The following is an 18349-nucleotide window of genomic DNA, read 5'->3' on the forward strand; positions in this document are numbered from 1 at the left end:
CAGAACGAAATTTCACATTATAAAACAAACGGGGTGTCGGAATGGATGTTGTTACAATAGGGGAGACCATGGCGCTGTTTACCCCGGACCAGAAGGGGCTTATGCGCTATGCTCATTCCTATTCCAGAAAGTTCGGCGGAGCGGAATCAAACATGGCGGTCGGCCTGTCCCGCCTCGGCCACAAAGCGGGCTGGATCAGCCGTGTCGGTGACGATGAACTCGGAAAAGCGATGCTTCATTTTGTCCGTGGTGAGGGTGTGAATACCGACCACGTGACAATGGATCCGGAAGCGCCGACCGGACTGTATTTTAAGGAATTCCGAAAAGCGGGGGATATCCGTGTGCAGTACTACCGGAAGGGATCGGCGGCGAGCCGCCTGAGTACCGCTGACATCGATGAAGACTACATGAAACAGGCGGATTACCTACATATCAGCGGTATTACTCCAGCATTAAGTGAAAGCTGCCGGGAGATGCTTCCAGCAGCCATTAACACGGCCAAACGGCATGGAGCAAAGGTTGTCTTTGACCCGAACCTGCGCCGTTCCTTATGGAGTGATGAAGAAGCACGGGAAACGCTGCTGGATCTGGCGTCGCATGCAGACATTATTCTGCCCGGCATTGCCGAAGGAGCCTTTTTGTTCGGAACGGACGATCCACACGAACTGGGGCGGCTCTTTCTACAGCAGGGAGCGGAAGAAGTGGTGTTGAAAGCAGGCGATACAGGCACCTATTATTTTAATAAAAACGGATCGGAATTTGTTCCGGCGTTTCAGGTGGAAACGGTGGTCGACCCGGTCGGGGCCGGGGATGGATTTGCCGCCGGTTATCTATCCGGTCTTTTGGACGGTCTTTCGCCGGTGGAAGCTGTACGTCGCGGTAATGCCGTCGGAGCGCTTGTCACGCAGGCGGAAGGGGACGTTGAAGGCCTGCCGGAGCGGGCGGATGTAGAAGCGTTGGTACATGAAAAATCAGGCACGGAAGACGTGCGTCGTTAAGGAGGATGTATATGACATCAATTCAGGATATTAAAGAGAACGGCGTGGTGGCGATTATCCGCGGCGCAGATCCGGACAATATAGAAGATATGGCGGAAGCGCTGCTGGAGGGCGGCGTCCGGACGCTGGAGATTACGATGGAAACGCCGAATGTGCTTGCTGCCATCGAGAAGCTGCGCAAATCCTACGGCAATGAACTGATCACCGGCGCCGGCACGGTACTCGACCCGGAAACAGCCCGTTCTGCGATTATGGCAGGGGCGCAGTTCATCTTTTCCCCGACGGTAAACCCGGCTACAATTCAAATGTCCAAGCGGTACGGCGTGATCAGCATTCCAGGGGCGATGACGCCGACAGAAATACTGACAGCCTACGAAAGCGGGGCGGATGTCATTAAAGTGTTCCCGGCCAACCAGTTCGGCCCGTCGTACCTGAAAGACATCAAGGGGCCGCTTCCTCATATTCCATTGATGCCGACCGGTGGGATCACAACGGAAAACCTGAAGGATTACATGGATCAGGGAGCTGTCGCCGTAGGGGTGGGAAGCGCTCTCGTGAATACGAAAAAGCCGTGGAACAACGAAGAAAAAGCAGCCTTGACCAAACGGGCGCAGGCATTCACGGATGCCTTTCAACAGGCGCTGCAATAAGATAGAAGCGCAGCAGGGCGTTTGGAAACATCAGGCGCGCTGCTGTCTTTTTTTGAATGAATCCTGGCAGTAAAGGGACGTTTCCTATGATGTATCTTATATTGTACAGCTTACTGGTCGTTGGATATGCCGTTTCCCTGTTTGCAGGAGGGGCATGGCTCACGTATCTGACAGGCCTGGCTGCGGCTGCCTCCATCGTTGTTTCGTTTCCGAAAGCGGACCGCCTCTATCAAGGGACCGCTGCTGTATTCTTGATCGCGGCGGCAGCGGCGGTGTGGGTGGAGGGGATTGCGGTACATGAACTCCCTTATTATATGACGTCCATGGTCATGCTGATTATGGTGTTTTATGTACTGCCCTTTATTAACAGCGTCATCGTTGTCGGACGTTATGATCAAAAAGTCAACAAGCTGCTGAAAACAAACATGACCCACCTCGGGCAGCTGTACCGCCGCGCAGCCGGTGTATCGTTTATGCTCGGCACCTTTTTAAACATCAGCACCCTGCCGCTTGTGGTCAGTGTACTGCGCCGCAATCTCGAAGAACAGAGCGCCCGGCTATCGGCCCGCTTTATCAGTTCGGCGATGCTGCGCGGGTATGCGCTTTGTCTGGTATGGAGCCCGATGGAACTGCTTGTTGCGATTTCGGTTGATATAACCGGAGCAGCTTATCTCGAACTACTGCCGCTGCTGCTCTTTTTCGCTGCTGTCTTTTTAATGATCACCATGATTACCGGAAGGAAATACCGGCACATCACGACTTCCATCGAAACCCGGGATATAAATATGCGGGCGGTGTATCAAAAAATCGCGGGCCTTTCCTTTTTCCTGCTTTTGTTTATTTCTTCCATTATCGCGCTGCACGAAGTACTGCCGGTATCGTTTCTTGAAACGGTTGCTCTCGTGATTACTCCATTTTCTTTCGGCTGGGCGCTCGTGATCGGAAGAATCCGTTCCTTTCTCGTGTACGCCTTGAAAAACTGGACTTCACGGACGGCTTCTCTGCAGAATTACATGGTATTGTTTTTGTCGGTCGGTTTTTTTATCCGGGTACTGGAAGAAACGGTATGGATGGACTGGCTCCAGTATCCGTTTTTATTTTTGCAGGATATTCCTGTATTATTGTTTGTAACGATTCAGGTCATGTTTTTGGCGCTTGCGATGATCGGGTTTCATCCGATCGTCACGATCGCACTGGCCGGCGAGATGCTGCAGCCGCTGCTTGAGGATATCGCACCGGCCGGAGCCGCTGTGGTATTGATTACGAGCGGTCTGTCCACGGTTATGGCAGGGCCGTTTAACATCTCCGTCTCGCTGACCGGTATGCTGCTGCACCAGAACCCATACCGTGTGTCGCTCTGGAACCTGCCGTTTGCCTTTCTGTTCAGCAGCGGCGGGACAGTGCTGGCCCTCGTCATTCAATATGTATTCTAGAAAGGAGGTGGTTCGGTGCCGATCATTCAATCCGTCGACCGTGCCCTGCAGATTCTTGATTTATTCGATGATACCGATACCGAATTAAAAATAACCGACATCAGCGAACGGCTCCACCTACATAAAAGTACGGTCCATTCGCTTTTAAAGACGCTGGAAAAACACCAATATATTGAGCAGGCAGGAGAATCCGGGAAATACAGTCTCGGCATGAAGCTGTTTGAACGGGGCAACTACGTGATCCGCAGCCGTGATATCCGTGCCACGGCCCGGGATTATCTGTATGATCTTTCACAGAAGACGAACCAGACGGTGCACCTTGTCATCCAGGACGGAAGGGAAGGGGTTTACATCGACAAAGTGGAAAGCACCTCGGCGACCATTTTATATTCCCGCATCGGCCGGCGTATCCCCCTGCACTGCAGTGGTGTCGGCAAGGCGCTGCTTGCGTTTCAGCCTGATGAAGAGATCGCCGCTCTTTTAAAGGACTACCATTTTGTCCGGCAGACCGAGCACACGATTACCGATGCCGCTTCGTTCTGGGCCGAAATTCGGAAGGTGCGGGATCAGGGCTACGCCGAAGACCGGGAAGAAAATGAACCCGGCGTACGCTGCGCCGCTGTGCCGATCCATGACCATAACGGCCGCATTGCCGCCGCTCTCAGCATTTCGACTCTGGTCGTGCGAACGTCGGAAGAAGAAATGTCTCATTATATTGAACAGCTGAAAGAAACCGCCGCCGCTTTATCAAAAAAGCTGGGGTACGGGTATTGATGACATTTTCGAAAGGGAAATGTCTTCTATTACATAGTACTGGACACGATTCGATGAAGGTATGATCGAAGTGTCCAGTAAATTTTTTTTATGGACATTTGCGGCGGAGAACTGTCGGCTATCTATGTGGAGGTGATACATAATACGATCCTTTTCCCTTCCCGACTCGCTGATAATGAGAAAGGAGGACGCGGCTGACGTTTTTTCTGCTGCTACTGAGGCCGCACCAGTCATAGATAATAGGGGTCGTCAATTTATTCTTCGGGAACAGCAGTCTGAACTCTTCGATGCTTCGCTGGATACCGCTGCGGCGGGTTTCTTTATTCCCGCAGGAGGCACAGATCAATGTATTTTTCCTTTCCTTCATCCACCCGGAGCAGGAAGGACAGGATACTCCCTTGATTAAATAAGGATAGTTGTAATCCGGAAGGCGTGTGTAAGGGGACAAATCCCAATGCAGCCTCAGCAGCTGTTCCGCAGCATGGTGGTGCTGTTTGGTGAGAGGGGACGAGGGTTCCTGGTTCCATTTTTGGATAAAGCGCTGGAGCTGGTTCGGGAGAAGTACCGGCAGTTCCGAAGAGGCATGGTAAAGAGTGAAAAAAGGATGGGTGTAGGCGACAAGACCTTGAATAGGAAGAGTCAGCGGGAGGGTTTGAAAGGTTTGACGGAGAAACGCTTCGCTTCGCTGCAGTTGAAGCAGTGGATCTTTCATTTCTTTTCCGTTCATGAGGTAAAGCCGGTTCTTATTAAGATAATACTCGCCTTCGTAATGTTTTACTTCAAACAGATAAGCCTGGTCATATGTCAGCACCAGCGTATCGATTTGACAAAAACTGTGATGATGTTCGATCAACAGATCATTCATAATGATGGTGTCGTGTTCAAGCTGGAGCAGCGATTGATTCAACGTCTGCTCGCCCTCAAAACCTTTCTCCAGGCTGAGGTAATACTGCCTTTGACCGGGGGATAAATTCATTCGTCGGTGGAGAACGCGGAGACATTGAAGTTCATGGGACGGGGCACAGGATTTCTTTAACATATTTCCCTCCTTTTGATATCTTTTATATTACCAAACCTCCAGCATAATACAAGCTGTTTTTTTGTGTGGACAATTCAAGGGAGAAAATGTCCATAACCTAAAAATAAAAGACATTTGATGCTGTATAAAAGCAGAAATGTCCAGAAAAAATGGGATAGAGACACTTTATGAAACATCACTCAGTCAAATGGTTCAAAACAGAGGGTTGTAGACACTTCGCCATCTGATCTGTCCACAATATACATGTTCTTCAGTCCTTATCTTCCCGGTAGATAAAGTACTTGCCCCCGAAGGTGTTCGGCATGTCTTCCTTAATCGCCCGCGTGAACGAAATGACGAGCATGATCATAATGAAAATAAGCGGGAATCCTCCGACGATACTGGCGGTCTGCAGGGTTTCGAGGCCGCCGAGATACATGAGCACAAGAGACGGAGCGGCTAAGACAAACGCCCAGAACAGGCGGTTCCAGCGTTCAGGCTCGTCGTCAATTTCTTTCTGCGTCACCGAGGCCAGAATGTAGGAGCCGGAGTCGAAGGTGGTGGACAGAAAGATGACAGCCAGGATCACGAATATCGCGACAAACAGGGCGCTTCCGGGGAGCTGGGCGATTGTGCCGATGATGGCTGCGGGGGCGCCTTCGTTGTTCAGCACGTCTACGACGGAGTACTGACCGCTTAATTCAAGATACAGCCCGTAATTGCCTAAAATTCCAAAATACAGAGCGCAGCCGATCGAACCGTAAACGAGGGTTCCGACAATCATTTCCCGAATCGTACGTCCGCGTGAAATCCGGGCGACAAACAGACCGACAAACGGCGCATAGACGAGCCACCAGGCCCAGTAAAAAACAGTCCAGCTCTCCGGAAATCCAGTTTCTTCGAAGCCGTCCATGCCGGCAAACGGTTCCGTCCATAAACTCATTTTGAAAAAATTATCCGCAAGAGTGCCAATGCTGTTCACCATTGTATTTCCGAGAAATACCGTCGGTCCGACAATAATGATAAAACCAAGGAGCACGAAGGACAGCCACAGATTAATGTCGCTGAGCCAGCGGATCCCCCGGCGGAGCCCGCTATAGGAGCTGACGGCAAAAATAATCGTACAAAGCGCGAGTACAATCGTGTTAACGACCATATTCGGTTCAATGCCGGTGAAATAGTTAACCCCTTCGGCAATCAGCGGTGTAGCCAGTGCCATGGTCGTGCCGGCGCCGCCGAGCAGTCCGAACATGAACAGGATATCGACGATAGTGCCGACTGGGCCGTCGGCATATTTTTTCAAAACCGGGCGGCAGGCCTCGCTTATTTTCAGAACCGGTCGTCGGCGCACGTAAAAGAAATAGGCAATCGGAAGCGCGGGCAGGCAGTAGATCGCCCACGCAATCGGTCCCCAGTGAAAAAGGCCGTATGTGGCAGCCCACGTAACAGCTTCCGCCGACTCCGGTTCAAGGCCGAACGGCGGCCCTGTGAAATAGTACGCCCATTCAATCGTTCCCCAGTACAGCACACTGGAGCCGATCCCGGCGGCAAACAGCATGGCTGCCCAGGTCAAGGTGTTAAATTCCGGTATAACCCCGCGGCTTCCGAGAACGATGCGGCCGTATTGGCTGAAGGCTATGTATAATAAGAAAATAAACAATACCATGCCGATGACAAGATACAGGGCTCCAAGATTCTTGGACACGAACGTGTTCGCGGCATCCACAACGGCTGCTCCGAATTCAGGAACAATCACCAACGGAGCGGCAATGGCAATCAGCAGAAACAAAGCGCCAAAAAACGTGGGCCAATCCATAATATTCCGGTTCATTTCAAGTTCCTCCCTGGGCTGCAGAATATGTCGAAACACGCTTGTCTTTATCCTGTATCATGAGAGTATGCCCGCGCGATGTGTATATTATGCGGTCAGGGCGCTTACACCTTCGTTTAAAATGGTATAGACAACTATATTTTTAAACGATATAATATACCTATCAGATTAGATGAGAGGGAGGAAGCGGGATGGAAGAGTTTATCCTCCGGGATGTTACCGTTATGAATCCGGATGGCAGGCAGGAGCATGCCTATGTATTGGTGAAAAACGGTGTTGTTGCCGCCATGGGCAGGGACAGCAGCGCCGAAGAAGTCGTGACGGAAACCACCGTGCAAATAAAAGCTGAGCCGGATGACGTGCTTATACCGGGTATGATCGATGTGCATATCCACGGAACCAATCATGCCGACGTAATGGACGGTACACCGGAGGCCCTGACAGCCATTGCTGAAAACCTCCCGTCGGAAGGAACAACGTCTTTTCTTGCCACTACCATTACGCAGCACAAAGACGTAATTACGAGGGCGCTTGAGAATGCAGCAGCATTTGCTTCAAACCAGCCGGCTGGACGCGCGGAAATGCTCGGAATTCATCTTGAAGGGCCTTTTTTCACCGCTGAAAAAGCGGGAGCCCAGCCGAAAGAACATTTAAGACCGGCCGATACTGCATTATTTCAACAGTGGCAGCAGGCTGCCCGGGGCTTCATAAAATGGGTTTCGCTTGCCCCCGAGCAGGATCCGGACCATGCCCTGATCCGCTTTCTCCATCAAAACGGAATTGTAACGGCAGCTGCTCATTCCAATGCCGGACTGGAAGAAATAAATGAAGCGGCAGGAAGCGGCGTGTCCCATGTTACGCACTTGTTTAACGGCATGAGCGGTCTTCATCACCGCGAACCCGGCCTTGCCTCTGCCGCTCTGTTAAACCGCGCCCTTACCAATGAAATCATTGCCGACGGGGTGCACGTACATCCCTCGATGGTGGACATGGCTTTTCGGATGAAGGGGGCGGCGGGTCTGCTGTTAATTACCGATTCCATCCGGGCGAAATGCCTTCAGAACGGCAGGTATGACCTGGGCGGGCAGACGGTAACCGTTGAAGGAAACAGGCCTTACCTCGAAGATGGAACCATTGCCGGGAGTATGCTGAAAATGAACGAAGCGTTGAAAAATATAATGGCTTTCACGGATTGTTCATGGGAAGAAGCCGCTGCCATGGCTTCCCGGAATGCCGCGCAAAAGCTCGGACTTCCCCGTAAAGGAGAAGTAAAAGAGGGCAAGGATGCGGATATGGTGCTTCTTGACGGAAACCGGGAAGTCCGCCGGACATGGTGCCGGGGAGTGCCGGCTTATGAAAAAGGAAAGGAGGAATAAGATGGAAGTGATAGCGGTGAAAAACGAACAGGAAATGAGTGAAAAAGCAGCGTCGCTCATCGCAGCACAAATAACCGCCAATCCGGACATCGTGCTGGGGCTAGCTACAGGCGGAACGCCGGAAGGAACGTACCGGGAATGGATACATCACGCCGCCGGTCTCCCTCTTTCCCGCCTGCAGACTTTTAATCTGGATGAATATGCCGGTCTCTCCCCGGATCATCCGAACAGCTACCACCGGTATATGGAAGAAAAGCTGTTCCGGCCGCTCGAACTGAGGACCGGCCAGACCCACCTGCCTAAAGGAGATGCTGATGATCTTCAGGAAGAAGCCCGCCGGTATGAACAAAACATTCAGGAAAGCGGAGGGATCAACCTCCAGCTTCTCGGTATCGGTGAAAACGGTCATATCGGATTTAACGAGCCGGGAACCTCCTTTGATTCCAGAACCCATATTGTAGAGTTAAAGCCATCCACCCGTGAGGCCAACGCCCGCTTTTTTGAGAAGAAGGAAGAAGTGCCGCAGCGCGCTGTGACGATGGGGATAGCCACCATTATGGAGAGCCGGCGTATTCTGCTGCTCGCTTCCGGTATCCGAAAAAAAGAAGCAGTGGCAGCTCTTTTACACGGAGAAAAAAGTGAAGATTTTCCTGCCTCCGTTCTTCAGGATCATCCATATGTTACAATAATAGCCGATGAAGCCGCATTATCCGGTGTTTCTCTGAATCAATTAGAATCCCGGGAACAGCGGCCCTGTGAAAGAAGGGAGACGGAATTGGGATGATCGATAAAAACTCCCCCCTGCCGATTTACTATCAGATCCAGGAGATGATACGGAAAAAAATAGATACCGGGGAGTGGCAGCCCGGGGATATGCTGCCGTCTGAACGGATTTTTTCCGAAGACTTTGATGTGAGCCGGATGACGGTCCGGCAGGCGGTGACCGAACTAGCGAATGAAGGACTGCTGCAGCGGGAAAAGGGAAAAGGAACGTTTGTGGCGGAACCGAAGATTGAACAGCCGCTTCAGGGCCTGACCAGTTTCACGGAAGATATGAAGGCACGGGGGCTGGAGCCGGCCAGTGTTCTCATTCAATATACGTTGCGGACTGCACCGTTGAAGGTGGCGGAAGCACTGCATGCCCCCAAAGACCTTCAGGTATATGAAATTCAGCGGATCCGTCTTGCGGATGACGTGCCGATGGCCTATGAAACAACGTTCATCAACCGTGAGATATCCGGAGACATTCCAGAAGATGTTGAAAACCGGTCCATTTATCATTTTCTTGAAGCGAACAGAGGACTTCATATCGTGGACGGAGAACAGACATTTGAAGCCTCGCTGGCAAGCAGGGAAGAAGCGGAGAGGCTGGATATCCAGGAAGGAGACCCGGTACTTCTCATTCAACGTATCACGTATCTGGAAGATGGAAGACCGTTTGAATATGTTAAATCGGCGTATCGGGGAGATCGTTACAAATTCACCATTAAAATGCCGAGATAATTTGAACCGGACGGCGCAAGCCCCCCGGTTCTTTTTACAAAAGGGGGCGATCATCGTGTTTCGCTATTTGGACGAGGTTGAAAAAAAACTGCAGTCGCTGAAAACCACACAGAAAGCATCGTTGAAAAGAGCAGTGGAAGACCTGACGCAGACTATCCGCACCGGCGGCATTATCCATGTGTTTGGGGCCGGACACTCCCATATGCTGAGTGAGGAAGTATTTTACCGGGCGGGAGGCCTGGTACCGGTTAATCCGCTCCTGGAGGAATCGCTGATGCTGCATAAGGGCGCCCTTCAGGCTTCCCGGCAGGAGCGAAAACATCATTATATCGATGATTTTCTCGATCAACATTCATTACAGGCCGGGGATGCTCTTATTGTGATTTCGACTTCTGGTCGTAATCCGGTACCGGTCGAGGCCGCCAGATATGGAAGGAAGAAAGGGTTGAAGGTGATCGGTATCACTTCCGTGGAGTATTCTGGCAGCCAGCCCTCCCGTCATGAAAGCGGCGCTCGTCTGTATGAGTCCGTCGATCTTGTGCTCGATAATTTAAGCGAAAAGGGTGATGCGCTGTTGACTCACCCCGATGTGGCAGTACCCTATGCGCCGACATCGACCGTTATCGGTACGGCCATGCTTCAGACAGTGTTTGCCGGTGTGATTGAATACCTTGCTGAGCGGGGGGAGGAAGCCCCGATTTTCCTTTCCGGTAATGTCGACGGTGCGGATGAGCATAACCGTAAACTCGTGGAAATGTATAAAGAAAGAATACCACTGTTAGATCCATGATACCCGGACGATTTCTCGATGAAGCGTCCGGGTTTTTTCTGTACTATCGATGTATCCGGTCCCGCATGTAAACCTGCTTGTTTGGCATGTAAATGGCGGGGGTTGGCTGGTAACCGTGGACGTTTGGTTTGTAAGCCCCGTGTCCGGTACTCATCCACTGCTGCTTTGGACCGGCAAAACCCGGGATTTGCATTCCAGCAGGCAAAAAAACGATGGAACAGAATGCTCAAGCGCAGCATCCCATTCCATCGCTTGGAATCATCAACGGAAGGCCTTTTATTGTATCAGCGGATGGTAAGCAGTGGAGACCCTGGTTTCACGGATGTTTCCAGAGAACTGCTTACTTCGACGGAATCGTCCGCATTCGTAATAATGACAGGAGTGGTGATATCGTAACCGGCTTCCTGGATCTTATTCAAATCAAACACCGCCAGCAACTGTCCTTCCCGAACGTTGTCGCCCTGTTCCACATGGGTGGTATAATGTCCACCCTGTAATTCTACGGTGTTCAGACCGATATGAAGCAGCACTTCATACCCTTCCGCGGTCGTTATACCATAGGCATGCCGGGTTGGGAATACTGTACTGACCTTACCGTCAGCCGGAGCATACAGTCTGCCTTCTTCCGGTACTACAGCTGTTCCCTTGCCGAGAGCACCGCTGGAAAAGGCTTCATCGTTCACTTCGGACAATGGAAGGACAGATCCGGTTAACGGGCTCGAGAGCGTTGTACCTCCATGGTTTTCTGCTGTTCCTGCTGACTGATTATGACGCATGGCGTCGGCGACGAACTCCACATCGGTTCCGACGATGATCTGAAGGTTGGTATTGCTGACTTTCATTACCCCTTTGGCTCCATTGCGTTTCAGTCGATCTTCGTCCACCTTGTTCATATCGTTCATCTGCAGACGCAGGCGTGTCACGCAGTTATCGATCGATTGAATATTTTCATAGCCCCCGATAGCTGCCACATATTCACGGGCCATGGAATTGTATTTATCACTGCCTTCGTGAACAACCGTTTCTTCATCGTCATCCTCCCGGCCGGGGGTCTTCAAATCCAGCCCCTTAATCATGGCATAGAAAACGACAAAGTAAATGGCGGCAAATACAATCCCGATTCCGGCTAAAAGCAAGGGCTTGTCAGCCAGAGTAAAGTTAAGGAAATAGTCAAAAGCGCCGGCTGAAAAACCGAAACCATGCAGTGTCCCCACTACATAGGAAATCATCATGGAAGCAGCTGTCAGCAGGGCGTGAATCACATATAAAAGAGGAGAAATGAACATAAAGGAAAACTCAATCGGTTCGGTAATTCCTGTAAGAAATGAGGTCAGCGCAAGACCACCGAGCAGACCGGAAACCTGCGCTCGTTTCTCCGGTTTGGCAGCTGCGATCATGGCAAAGCAGGCAGCCGGCAGACCGAACATCATAATTGGAAACATTCCTGCCATAAATATACCGGCTGTCGGGTCCCCGGCAAAGAAACGATTCAGGTCGCCGGTCGCCCCTTCGAATGAACCGAACTCAAACCATACCAGGCTGTTTAATACGTGGTGCAGCCCGATTGGAATGAGGAGCCGGTTTAAGAAACCATACACACCAACGCCGAGAGCGCCGGCATCAATGATCCACTGTCCGATGGAATCAATAAGACCCTGCACAGGCGGCCAAATGTATCCGAATACGCCGGCCAAAATTACCATCGTACCGGCCGTGACAATGGGAACAAACCGCCTTCCCCCGAAAAATCCAAGCCAGTTCGGCAGTTTAATGTCATGAAAACGGTTGTATAACAGGCCGGCAATAATACCTGAAATAATTCCTCCTAAAAATCCCATATCCACGTTTTCATTAATGGCAGCCGTGCCTTCCTGTAAGACAAAGAAACCGATGACTCCGGCGAGACCGGCAGCTCCGTTTCCGTCTTTGGATAAACCGACCGCTACACCGATGGCAAACAAAAGAGCCAGATTGTCGAATAAGGCAGAGCCGGCCGCAGCCATAAATGGGATGCCGAAAATGTCGTCCTGTCCGAGACGCGTTAATAGAGCGGCGGCGGGAAGCGTCGCGATCGGAAGCATTAACGCTTTCCCTATCCGCTGTAAGAAGTTAAGCATAGGATGAAACCCCTTTCTTATTTGTGAAACTAAAAATAAGTTCTACTAAATATATGGACATTTTAGCATCTATACTTATAGTTGTCTATACCAATATAGTTTAAAAATGAGTGTTTTGATTGATGATAGCCCTTATTATTACAAGGCTTGGTATCCTTGTGAAAATTGAAATAGAATTAATCCGAAGAGGACTTGAAGAACAGTTGAGACTGTCGAAGTGCCAGCTCGACAAAAGACTGCTGCAGGCCGGCGAGTTTGAAAAAGTTCTCGGTACGAAACTCCTGCGCTGGTAAATGGGCAGGAGTTTTATTCAAACACCTTTTTTCTTTCCCTGATTTATGGATATAATACAATATAGAGACTGTGTTTTTCATTCAGCTCAAAACGGGGAAAGGAGCTTTCATGTTGTCATCGGAATGGAACCAAAGCCTTCGGGAAATTCTTCACTATGCGATAGATCACCAGCAGTACGACACCGCAGAACAGGCTGTCGCTCATTTACGACAACTTTCTGCGATAGAAGCTTTTATACATGAATCATCTGCCCCGCAGCAAGCTCCGCGTTCAAAAGAAAAGAAAACGGGAAGCGTGGGTGCAGGGGAAAAGACGGTACAAGATGAAGGGTCCGGCAGCACGGCGGAAGAAGGGATTACCATTCATTACATAAAGGAAGAGAATGTAATAAAATTCAGGAAATCTCCCCAGACGTATGCTGTTCAGACCGATTTTTTTGACGTATTCCTCGAAAAACTGGAGGAGTGGAGAGATAAAGATCCGTTCAGTTCAAAAGACTTTTTTGATCAATTCGCCGACAGCCTCAAGTCATATGCGAGCTATCAAACGTCCACGCTCCGCCAGTTTGTGACACTTCTCTTCCGCGCCGCTTTTCAGCTGGGCATCCTGGAAAAGCCTGAACCGCCCCAGCGGAGCAGGTACGTTACCTCTTCGAAAGTGACCAGAGAAGAAGTGATGGAAAAGATTTTCAATGAGAAAACCATTGAACTATAAGTCGGCAGGCAGCCTGGTTTTTGACACCAGGCTGTTATTTTATATCATTCTGTGTAAATCGACAGCAGAAAAGAGGAAAAGAACGCATATTTCCCGGGAAATACTCGGAACATGCCTGTTGTGATAGAATAAAAGAAACGAGGCACCGAAGGAGGAGAGCATAACATGCAGTTTGAACCTTCAAATAAACTTAAACGGCTCCCGGATCAGTTTTTCGCAGGTCTGGTGCAGCAGGTCAAACAAATGAAAGATGATGGAATAGATGTTATTAATTTAGGGCAGGGCAATCCTGATCTTCCCGCCCCTGCTGCTGTCGTCGGAGCATTGCAGGAAGCGGCAGAAAAGCCGGAACATCACAAATATTCCCCATTCCGGGGGAGAAAAGAGCTGAAGCAGGCCGTCGCTGATTTTTACAGCAGAGAGTACGGCGTGACATTGGATTCGGAATACGAAGTTGCCGTGTTATTCGGAGCGAAAACAGGTCTTGTGGAAATCAGTGAATGCTTTTTGAACGAAGGAGATACGGCGCTGCTGCCGGACCCCGGATATCCGGATTATTGGTCAGGTACGGCGCTGGCCGGTGCAGAAACGGTGAAAATGCCTTTACGGGAGCAGAATCAGTTTCTGCCGGATTATAACGAACTGAACGAAGAAACACTGAATAAAGCAAAGTTGATGTTTTTAAATTATCCCAATAATCCGACAGCAGCTACAGCAGATATCTCTTTTTTTGAAGAAACGGTAAACACAGCTTTCTGGCATCAGATATGTGTGGTTCATGATTTCGCATATGGTGCTATCGGGTATGACGGTTTCCGGCCGCCTAGCTTTTTACAGGCTGAGGGTGCCAAAGAAGTCGGCGTGGAAATGTATACGTTATCCAAGACCTATAACATGGCAGGATGGCGGGTTGCGGCAGCTGTTGGAAATTCGTCAGTAATTGAAGCACTGAATCTTATTCAGGACCATTTGTATGTCAGTCTTTTCGGAGGGATCCAGGAAGCGGCTGCCCGGGCACTGACCATGGACCAGGAGCCGGTTCAGGATCTCGTCCGTACATATGAATCCAGGCGGAATGTTTTTATGGAGGCACTCAGAGAACAAGGCTGGAAAGGAGAGGCTCCATCCGGCACCTTTTTTGTCTGGCTTCCCGTACCGCAAGGGTATTCATCAAACGCTTTTGCGGATACCCTGTTGAAAAAAGAACACGTGGCTGTCGCTTCCGGACGTGGTTTTGGAGAGCAGGGAGAAGGGTATATACGTGTAGGTCTGTTGAACCATGAAAAACATTTATATGAAGCAGCCTCCCGCATTGCCCGCTATTATAAAACCCGGGAATAATGTTCCTGGTTATTGGCACGTTTATGAACCAGTAGGGTGTTAGAGAAACTGTTCCGGATAAAAGTTATAATATTGACACGATTTGGGTATAAAGATTTAATTTAACAAACACAACAATTGACCTTAGACCTATATAAAGGTAAAATGTTAATCGTTGTAAACATGTATTTCAACTATACGTCTTCGTGGTCTCAAAGCAAAAGTATACATGGAGAAGGTGAAGTCATGCTCCATCATTTAATCACGTCCAAAACAAGACTCCGGCTGATGCTGAAATTTTTTTTAAATCCGGGGACGGAAGGATACCTCCGGGGAATTACAAGGGAATTCGGGGATTCGACGAATGCGGTCCGTGTGGAATTAAATCGTTTTGTCGATCAGAATATGCTCACGTACCGAATGGAAAAAAACCTCAAGATTTACCGCGCCAACCCCGAATATGAAGCATATCACGATATATGTGAGCTGGTTCAGCGTTATATGAATTGGACACAGCTGGAGGAAAGCCTCCAGATGTCCGGCCCCGTTAATATTTTCATAAAAGAAGAAGCAACGAAAGCCCATTTATTTCACTATGTTGTGGAAGACGAGAATGCAGGCATGAATGATGATCACGTACTGCGCACGAAAACAGGAGCGGTTCAAATGTTGCGGAGAAACACCGAAGATATCCTGGAAATGGCTGAGGTGATGAAGCCGTTTTTCTATATAGGAAAGGCGTCCCATCCAGGACAACGATGAATAACAGGGAAGAGAAAATTGAAGCGTAAAAAAGGTACCACGAGTAAGTATGCTGTGATACCTTTTTTATTTAGGAACATTCGTTCTCATTCATAAAAAGGCTGTATCTGCGATATATAAAGGGCATTTGTTTTAATCCAGATTATTTAAATTTTCCAGGACATTTCCCGATGATTCGGAACTTGCAACATATACATCTTTTTCATGGCCAATAAACATTAGTGCTGCTTCTCCATTTTTTCTCTGAGATAAATGTAAACCTCTGTTCGTGTCATCGTTATATATGATCTGCATATCATAATTTGGTTTATCAACTTTAATTTCTTCTTTTTCAGCACTTTCCATTAACGCTTGGAAATATTCTATTTTATTACCATCCTCAACACTCATTATAAAATTTTCATTTAAACCTCCAAAACCAGAAGATTCTGCTATATTTACACGTTTGATATTCCGGTCAACCGGCATTCCTTCGGCTTTACATCCAAATAATCCTATTACACATACCAGAGATAAAAGTAAAACATAAACACTTTTTTTCACACAATCTCCCCCAACTCAATCAATACTATCGTCAACGTTATAATATTAATCTACTTTTTTCCAGTCAACAGGAAATGGTGTCAAAATTGGGTGGGTGCGGGCTTTTAAAAAAGATGCTTATACCGGTAAAAGGAATTCATACGGAACGAGTTCCTGATTGGGCAGAAGATGCATAGAGTGGAAAGGACAGCAAGCTAATCACAGGAGGGAATACGATGTATTACTATTATCCTTATGTACCGGCTCCTCCGCATGCGGGTCCGCATCTGCGTTATCCAATGATCCCTTTTTCCGGATATGAACAACGTCAGCAGACGGTTCAGGGGCAGGCGACATGGACGGATGGAGGGCCGGTGACAAAATGCGGCATGTCCTGGTCGGACTATCAATATATGACCGCAGCTGTGGGAGAATCATCCCCGTATTCATGCGGGCAGAACCTGAAGGTCAGATATCCCGCCACCGGCAGGGAAATGATCGTAACTGTTGTAGATGAGGTTGGGGGTTATCCGCCGAACCGGCTGAATCTTCACAGAAGGGTGTTTGAAGCACTGGGGGCGGATCCGGCAATGGGTGTTATTCCCATTGAAATCATTCCCTCTCCGGAATTCGAAGAGGAGCGGTGGGGCAAGTATCTGCTGGAAATCACCCAGAATGCCTACCCCAACTATAACGTGATCGATTATCAGGCACTGGAAACTACGCAGGTGAATCAGAACCAAACCCGGAAAACATATGAATTCACCTTGCAGTCTCCTCAGGAGACCAGAAAAATAAGAGCCGGAGTTACCTTCAATCCGGATACGGACCGCGTTGTGTCGTTTGATATTCAGGAAATGTAAAGCGAAGAAAGCACACCCTGGCGTTTCAGGGTGTGCTTTCTTCGATGGAAAATATCGAAACCTGCCCATATACGTTATAATAGGCCGAGGACTGGTGCCCTGTTAGGAGGGGTCATTATTGGAGCGTTAGAAGCATTTTTATTAAATGTGCTGTTTTTAATTGTTTTTCTTCTGTTTATTCCGTGTCTGTTGTATAGTAACACTGCCCTGTCTGAAAAGCAGAAAATGGGGATTATGTATGCCGCGTCGGCGGCTGCTGTCATCAGCTGTATCCTCTTTCCGATTCCTGTGATGGAAGGGTATATATTTGATCTGCGGCTGACAGCACTTACTATAGCCGGCCTTTATGGTGGCGTGAAAGGGATGTTTTCCTGTCGGGTGTGACCATGATCTTCCGCTTTTTTATGGGCGGGATTGGGGCGGCCGCTACTGTTCTGGAAGTGACGGTGCTGTTGATCTTTCTTTTGCTGCTGGCGGATGCTTTTCCTTATTTTTCCCGGCGGATGAAAGTACTCGCGGGAAGTACAGTTTCGCTGTTTGCGGCGGTTACCGCGCTCCTGATTGCTGTGTTTCTGTTCGGCGGGACATTTTCATGGTCGTTCGTCCTGCTTTATCTAGGATTAACCCTTGCTTCCACCGCTGCGATTATCTATTCGAATGAAGTGTTTTACGAGCATTCTCTGATGAACCGGAAAGTGGTGAAAGCAGAGAAAATGGAGATGGTAAGCCACCTGGCGGCTTCTGTTTCCCACGAGGTACGAAACCCTTTGACGGTGGTTCGCGGATTTCTACAGATGCTTCAACAGGAGGATATAACACCGGAGAAACGCCGTGAGTTTTTGAATTTTTCAATGGATGAAATTGATCGTGCTGATGGGATTCTGAAAAATTACTTATTATTTGCCCGTCCTTCCCCGGAGGATGTCACCGTCATTCATGTGAAAGATCAGGTCGAAAAAGTGCTGCAGATCGTCACACCACTGGCCCATATGAATTCGGTGAAGATACATACTACGATCAAAGATGTACAGATCGAAGGAAATGAACATGATTTCCAGCAGTGCCTCGTCAACATCATAAAAAACGGGATTGAAGCGATGCCGGACAGCGGCGCGCTTTTTATTGAAGCCGGGAAAGAGGAAGATGATGTTGTTCTCCGTATAGAAGATAATGGGAACGGCATGACCCGGGAGCAGATATCGCGGCTGGGGGAACCGTACTACACGACAAAAGGAAGAGAAGGAACCGGTCTTGGTATGATGGCTGCCTATAAAATAATCGAGACGATGAACGGAACCATTACGGTAACAAGCGTTCTGCAGCAAGGAACGACATTTGTTATCTGCTTTCCGGCTGTGGACTCAAATTGAATTAAATCCTATAG

The 18349-nt window shown here is 49.1% G+C and carries 18 protein-coding genes; 14 read left to right on the forward strand and 4 right to left on the reverse strand.

Annotated features, from left to right (window positions below):
• Nucleotides 1-41: 41 nt before the first annotated feature.
• From ACW9JV_RS02710 to ACW9JV_RS02725, 4 genes are all read left to right on the forward strand, one after another.
• On the forward strand, nt 42-998 hold the full coding sequence (locus tag ACW9JV_RS02710) for a sugar kinase (protein WP_457331102.1): 957 nt from the start codon (nt 42-44) through the stop codon (nt 996-998).
• Between the two features lie 11 nt (nt 999-1009).
• On the forward strand, nt 1010-1648 hold the full coding sequence (locus tag ACW9JV_RS02715) for a bifunctional 4-hydroxy-2-oxoglutarate aldolase/2-dehydro-3-deoxy-phosphogluconate aldolase (RefSeq protein WP_457331104.1): 639 nt from the start codon (nt 1010-1012) through the stop codon (nt 1646-1648).
• A gap of 86 nt (nt 1649-1734) precedes the next feature.
• Nucleotides 1735-3081, forward strand: a complete 1347-nt coding sequence (locus tag ACW9JV_RS02720; protein WP_457331106.1) for a hypothetical protein — start codon at nt 1735-1737, stop codon at nt 3079-3081.
• Nucleotides 3082-3096: 15 nt separating this feature from the next.
• The gene (locus tag ACW9JV_RS02725) at nt 3097-3855 is read left to right on the forward strand and encodes an IclR family transcriptional regulator (protein ID WP_457331108.1); all 759 of its coding nucleotides are present in this window, start codon (nt 3097-3099) and stop codon (nt 3853-3855) included.
• A gap of 118 nt (nt 3856-3973) precedes the next feature.
• Here ACW9JV_RS02725 and ACW9JV_RS02730 read toward each other — a convergent pair whose 3' ends face one another.
• The gene (locus ACW9JV_RS02730; protein WP_457331110.1) at nt 3974-4894 is read right to left on the reverse strand and encodes a nuclease-related domain-containing protein; all 921 of its coding nucleotides are present in this window, start codon (nt 4892-4894) and stop codon (nt 3974-3976) included.
• Between the two features lie 250 nt (nt 4895-5144).
• Nucleotides 5145-6704, reverse strand: a complete 1560-nt coding sequence (locus ACW9JV_RS02735) for a BCCT family transporter (protein ID WP_457331112.1) — start codon at nt 6702-6704, stop codon at nt 5145-5147.
• 191 nt (nt 6705-6895) lie between these two features.
• Here ACW9JV_RS02735 and nagA point away from each other — a divergent pair, with 191 nt between their 5' ends.
• From nagA to ACW9JV_RS02755, 4 genes are read left to right on the forward strand one after another with little or no spacing between them, the layout of a single operon-like run.
• Nucleotides 6896-8080 (forward strand): N-acetylglucosamine-6-phosphate deacetylase, encoded by a 1185-nt coding sequence (nagA, locus tag ACW9JV_RS02740; protein WP_457331114.1) that lies wholly within the window; start codon nt 6896-6898, stop codon nt 8078-8080.
• Between the two features lies 1 nt (nt 8081).
• Nucleotides 8082-8864, forward strand: a complete 783-nt coding sequence (nagB, locus tag ACW9JV_RS02745; protein ID WP_457331116.1) for a glucosamine-6-phosphate deaminase — start codon at nt 8082-8084, stop codon at nt 8862-8864.
• A complete protein-coding gene (locus tag ACW9JV_RS02750) occupies nt 8861-9583 on the forward strand; it encodes a GntR family transcriptional regulator (protein ID WP_457331118.1) in 723 nt (240 codons plus the stop codon). The genes nagB and ACW9JV_RS02750 overlap by 4 nt, the downstream gene beginning before the upstream one ends.
• A 52-nt stretch (nt 9584-9635) precedes the next feature.
• Nucleotides 9636-10373 carry an SIS domain-containing protein gene (locus tag ACW9JV_RS02755; protein WP_457334543.1) on the forward strand — a complete coding sequence of 246 codons (738 nt, stop codon included), beginning with the start codon at nt 9636-9638 and terminating at the stop codon, nt 10371-10373.
• A gap of 284 nt (nt 10374-10657) precedes the next feature.
• Here the strand turns inward: ACW9JV_RS02755 and nagE are convergent, their stop codons facing one another.
• The gene (gene nagE / locus ACW9JV_RS02760) at nt 10658-12490 is read right to left on the reverse strand and encodes an N-acetylglucosamine-specific PTS transporter subunit IIBC (RefSeq protein ID WP_457331120.1); all 1833 of its coding nucleotides are present in this window, start codon (nt 12488-12490) and stop codon (nt 10658-10660) included.
• A gap of 119 nt (nt 12491-12609) precedes the next feature.
• On the opposite strand from nagE, the gene ACW9JV_RS02765 reads away from it, so the two are divergent.
• From ACW9JV_RS02765 to ACW9JV_RS02780, 4 genes are all read left to right on the forward strand, one after another.
• Nucleotides 12610-12783 carry a hypothetical protein gene (locus tag ACW9JV_RS02765; RefSeq protein WP_457331122.1) on the forward strand — a complete coding sequence of 58 codons (174 nt, stop codon included), beginning with the start codon at nt 12610-12612 and terminating at the stop codon, nt 12781-12783.
• A gap of 109 nt (nt 12784-12892) precedes the next feature.
• Entirely contained in the window at nt 12893-13498 is a 606-nt protein-coding gene (locus ACW9JV_RS02770) for a hypothetical protein (protein ID WP_457331124.1), read from the forward strand.
• 165 nt (nt 13499-13663) lie between these two features.
• The gene (locus tag ACW9JV_RS02775; protein WP_457331125.1) at nt 13664-14839 is read left to right on the forward strand and encodes an aminotransferase class I/II-fold pyridoxal phosphate-dependent enzyme; all 1176 of its coding nucleotides are present in this window, start codon (nt 13664-13666) and stop codon (nt 14837-14839) included.
• Nucleotides 14840-15064: 225 nt separating this feature from the next.
• Nucleotides 15065-15580, forward strand: a complete 516-nt coding sequence (locus tag ACW9JV_RS02780; RefSeq protein WP_457331127.1) for a hypothetical protein — start codon at nt 15065-15067, stop codon at nt 15578-15580.
• Nucleotides 15581-15712: 132 nt separating this feature from the next.
• Here ACW9JV_RS02780 and ACW9JV_RS02785 read toward each other — a convergent pair whose 3' ends face one another.
• Nucleotides 15713-16123 (reverse strand): hypothetical protein, encoded by a 411-nt coding sequence (locus ACW9JV_RS02785; RefSeq protein WP_457331129.1) that lies wholly within the window; start codon nt 16121-16123, stop codon nt 15713-15715.
• 215 nt (nt 16124-16338) lie between these two features.
• On the opposite strand from ACW9JV_RS02785, the gene ACW9JV_RS02790 reads away from it, so the two are divergent.
• Nucleotides 16339-16965 (forward strand): DUF3889 domain-containing protein, encoded by a 627-nt coding sequence (locus ACW9JV_RS02790; RefSeq protein WP_457331131.1) that lies wholly within the window; start codon nt 16339-16341, stop codon nt 16963-16965.
• Nucleotides 16966-17351: 386 nt separating this feature from the next.
• Entirely contained in the window at nt 17352-18335 is a 984-nt protein-coding gene (locus ACW9JV_RS02795; protein ID WP_457331133.1) for an ATP-binding protein, read from the forward strand.
• Nucleotides 18336-18349: the final 14 nt, after the last annotated feature.

The sequence above is a fragment of the Salibacterium sp. K-3 genome (assembly GCF_054052005.1).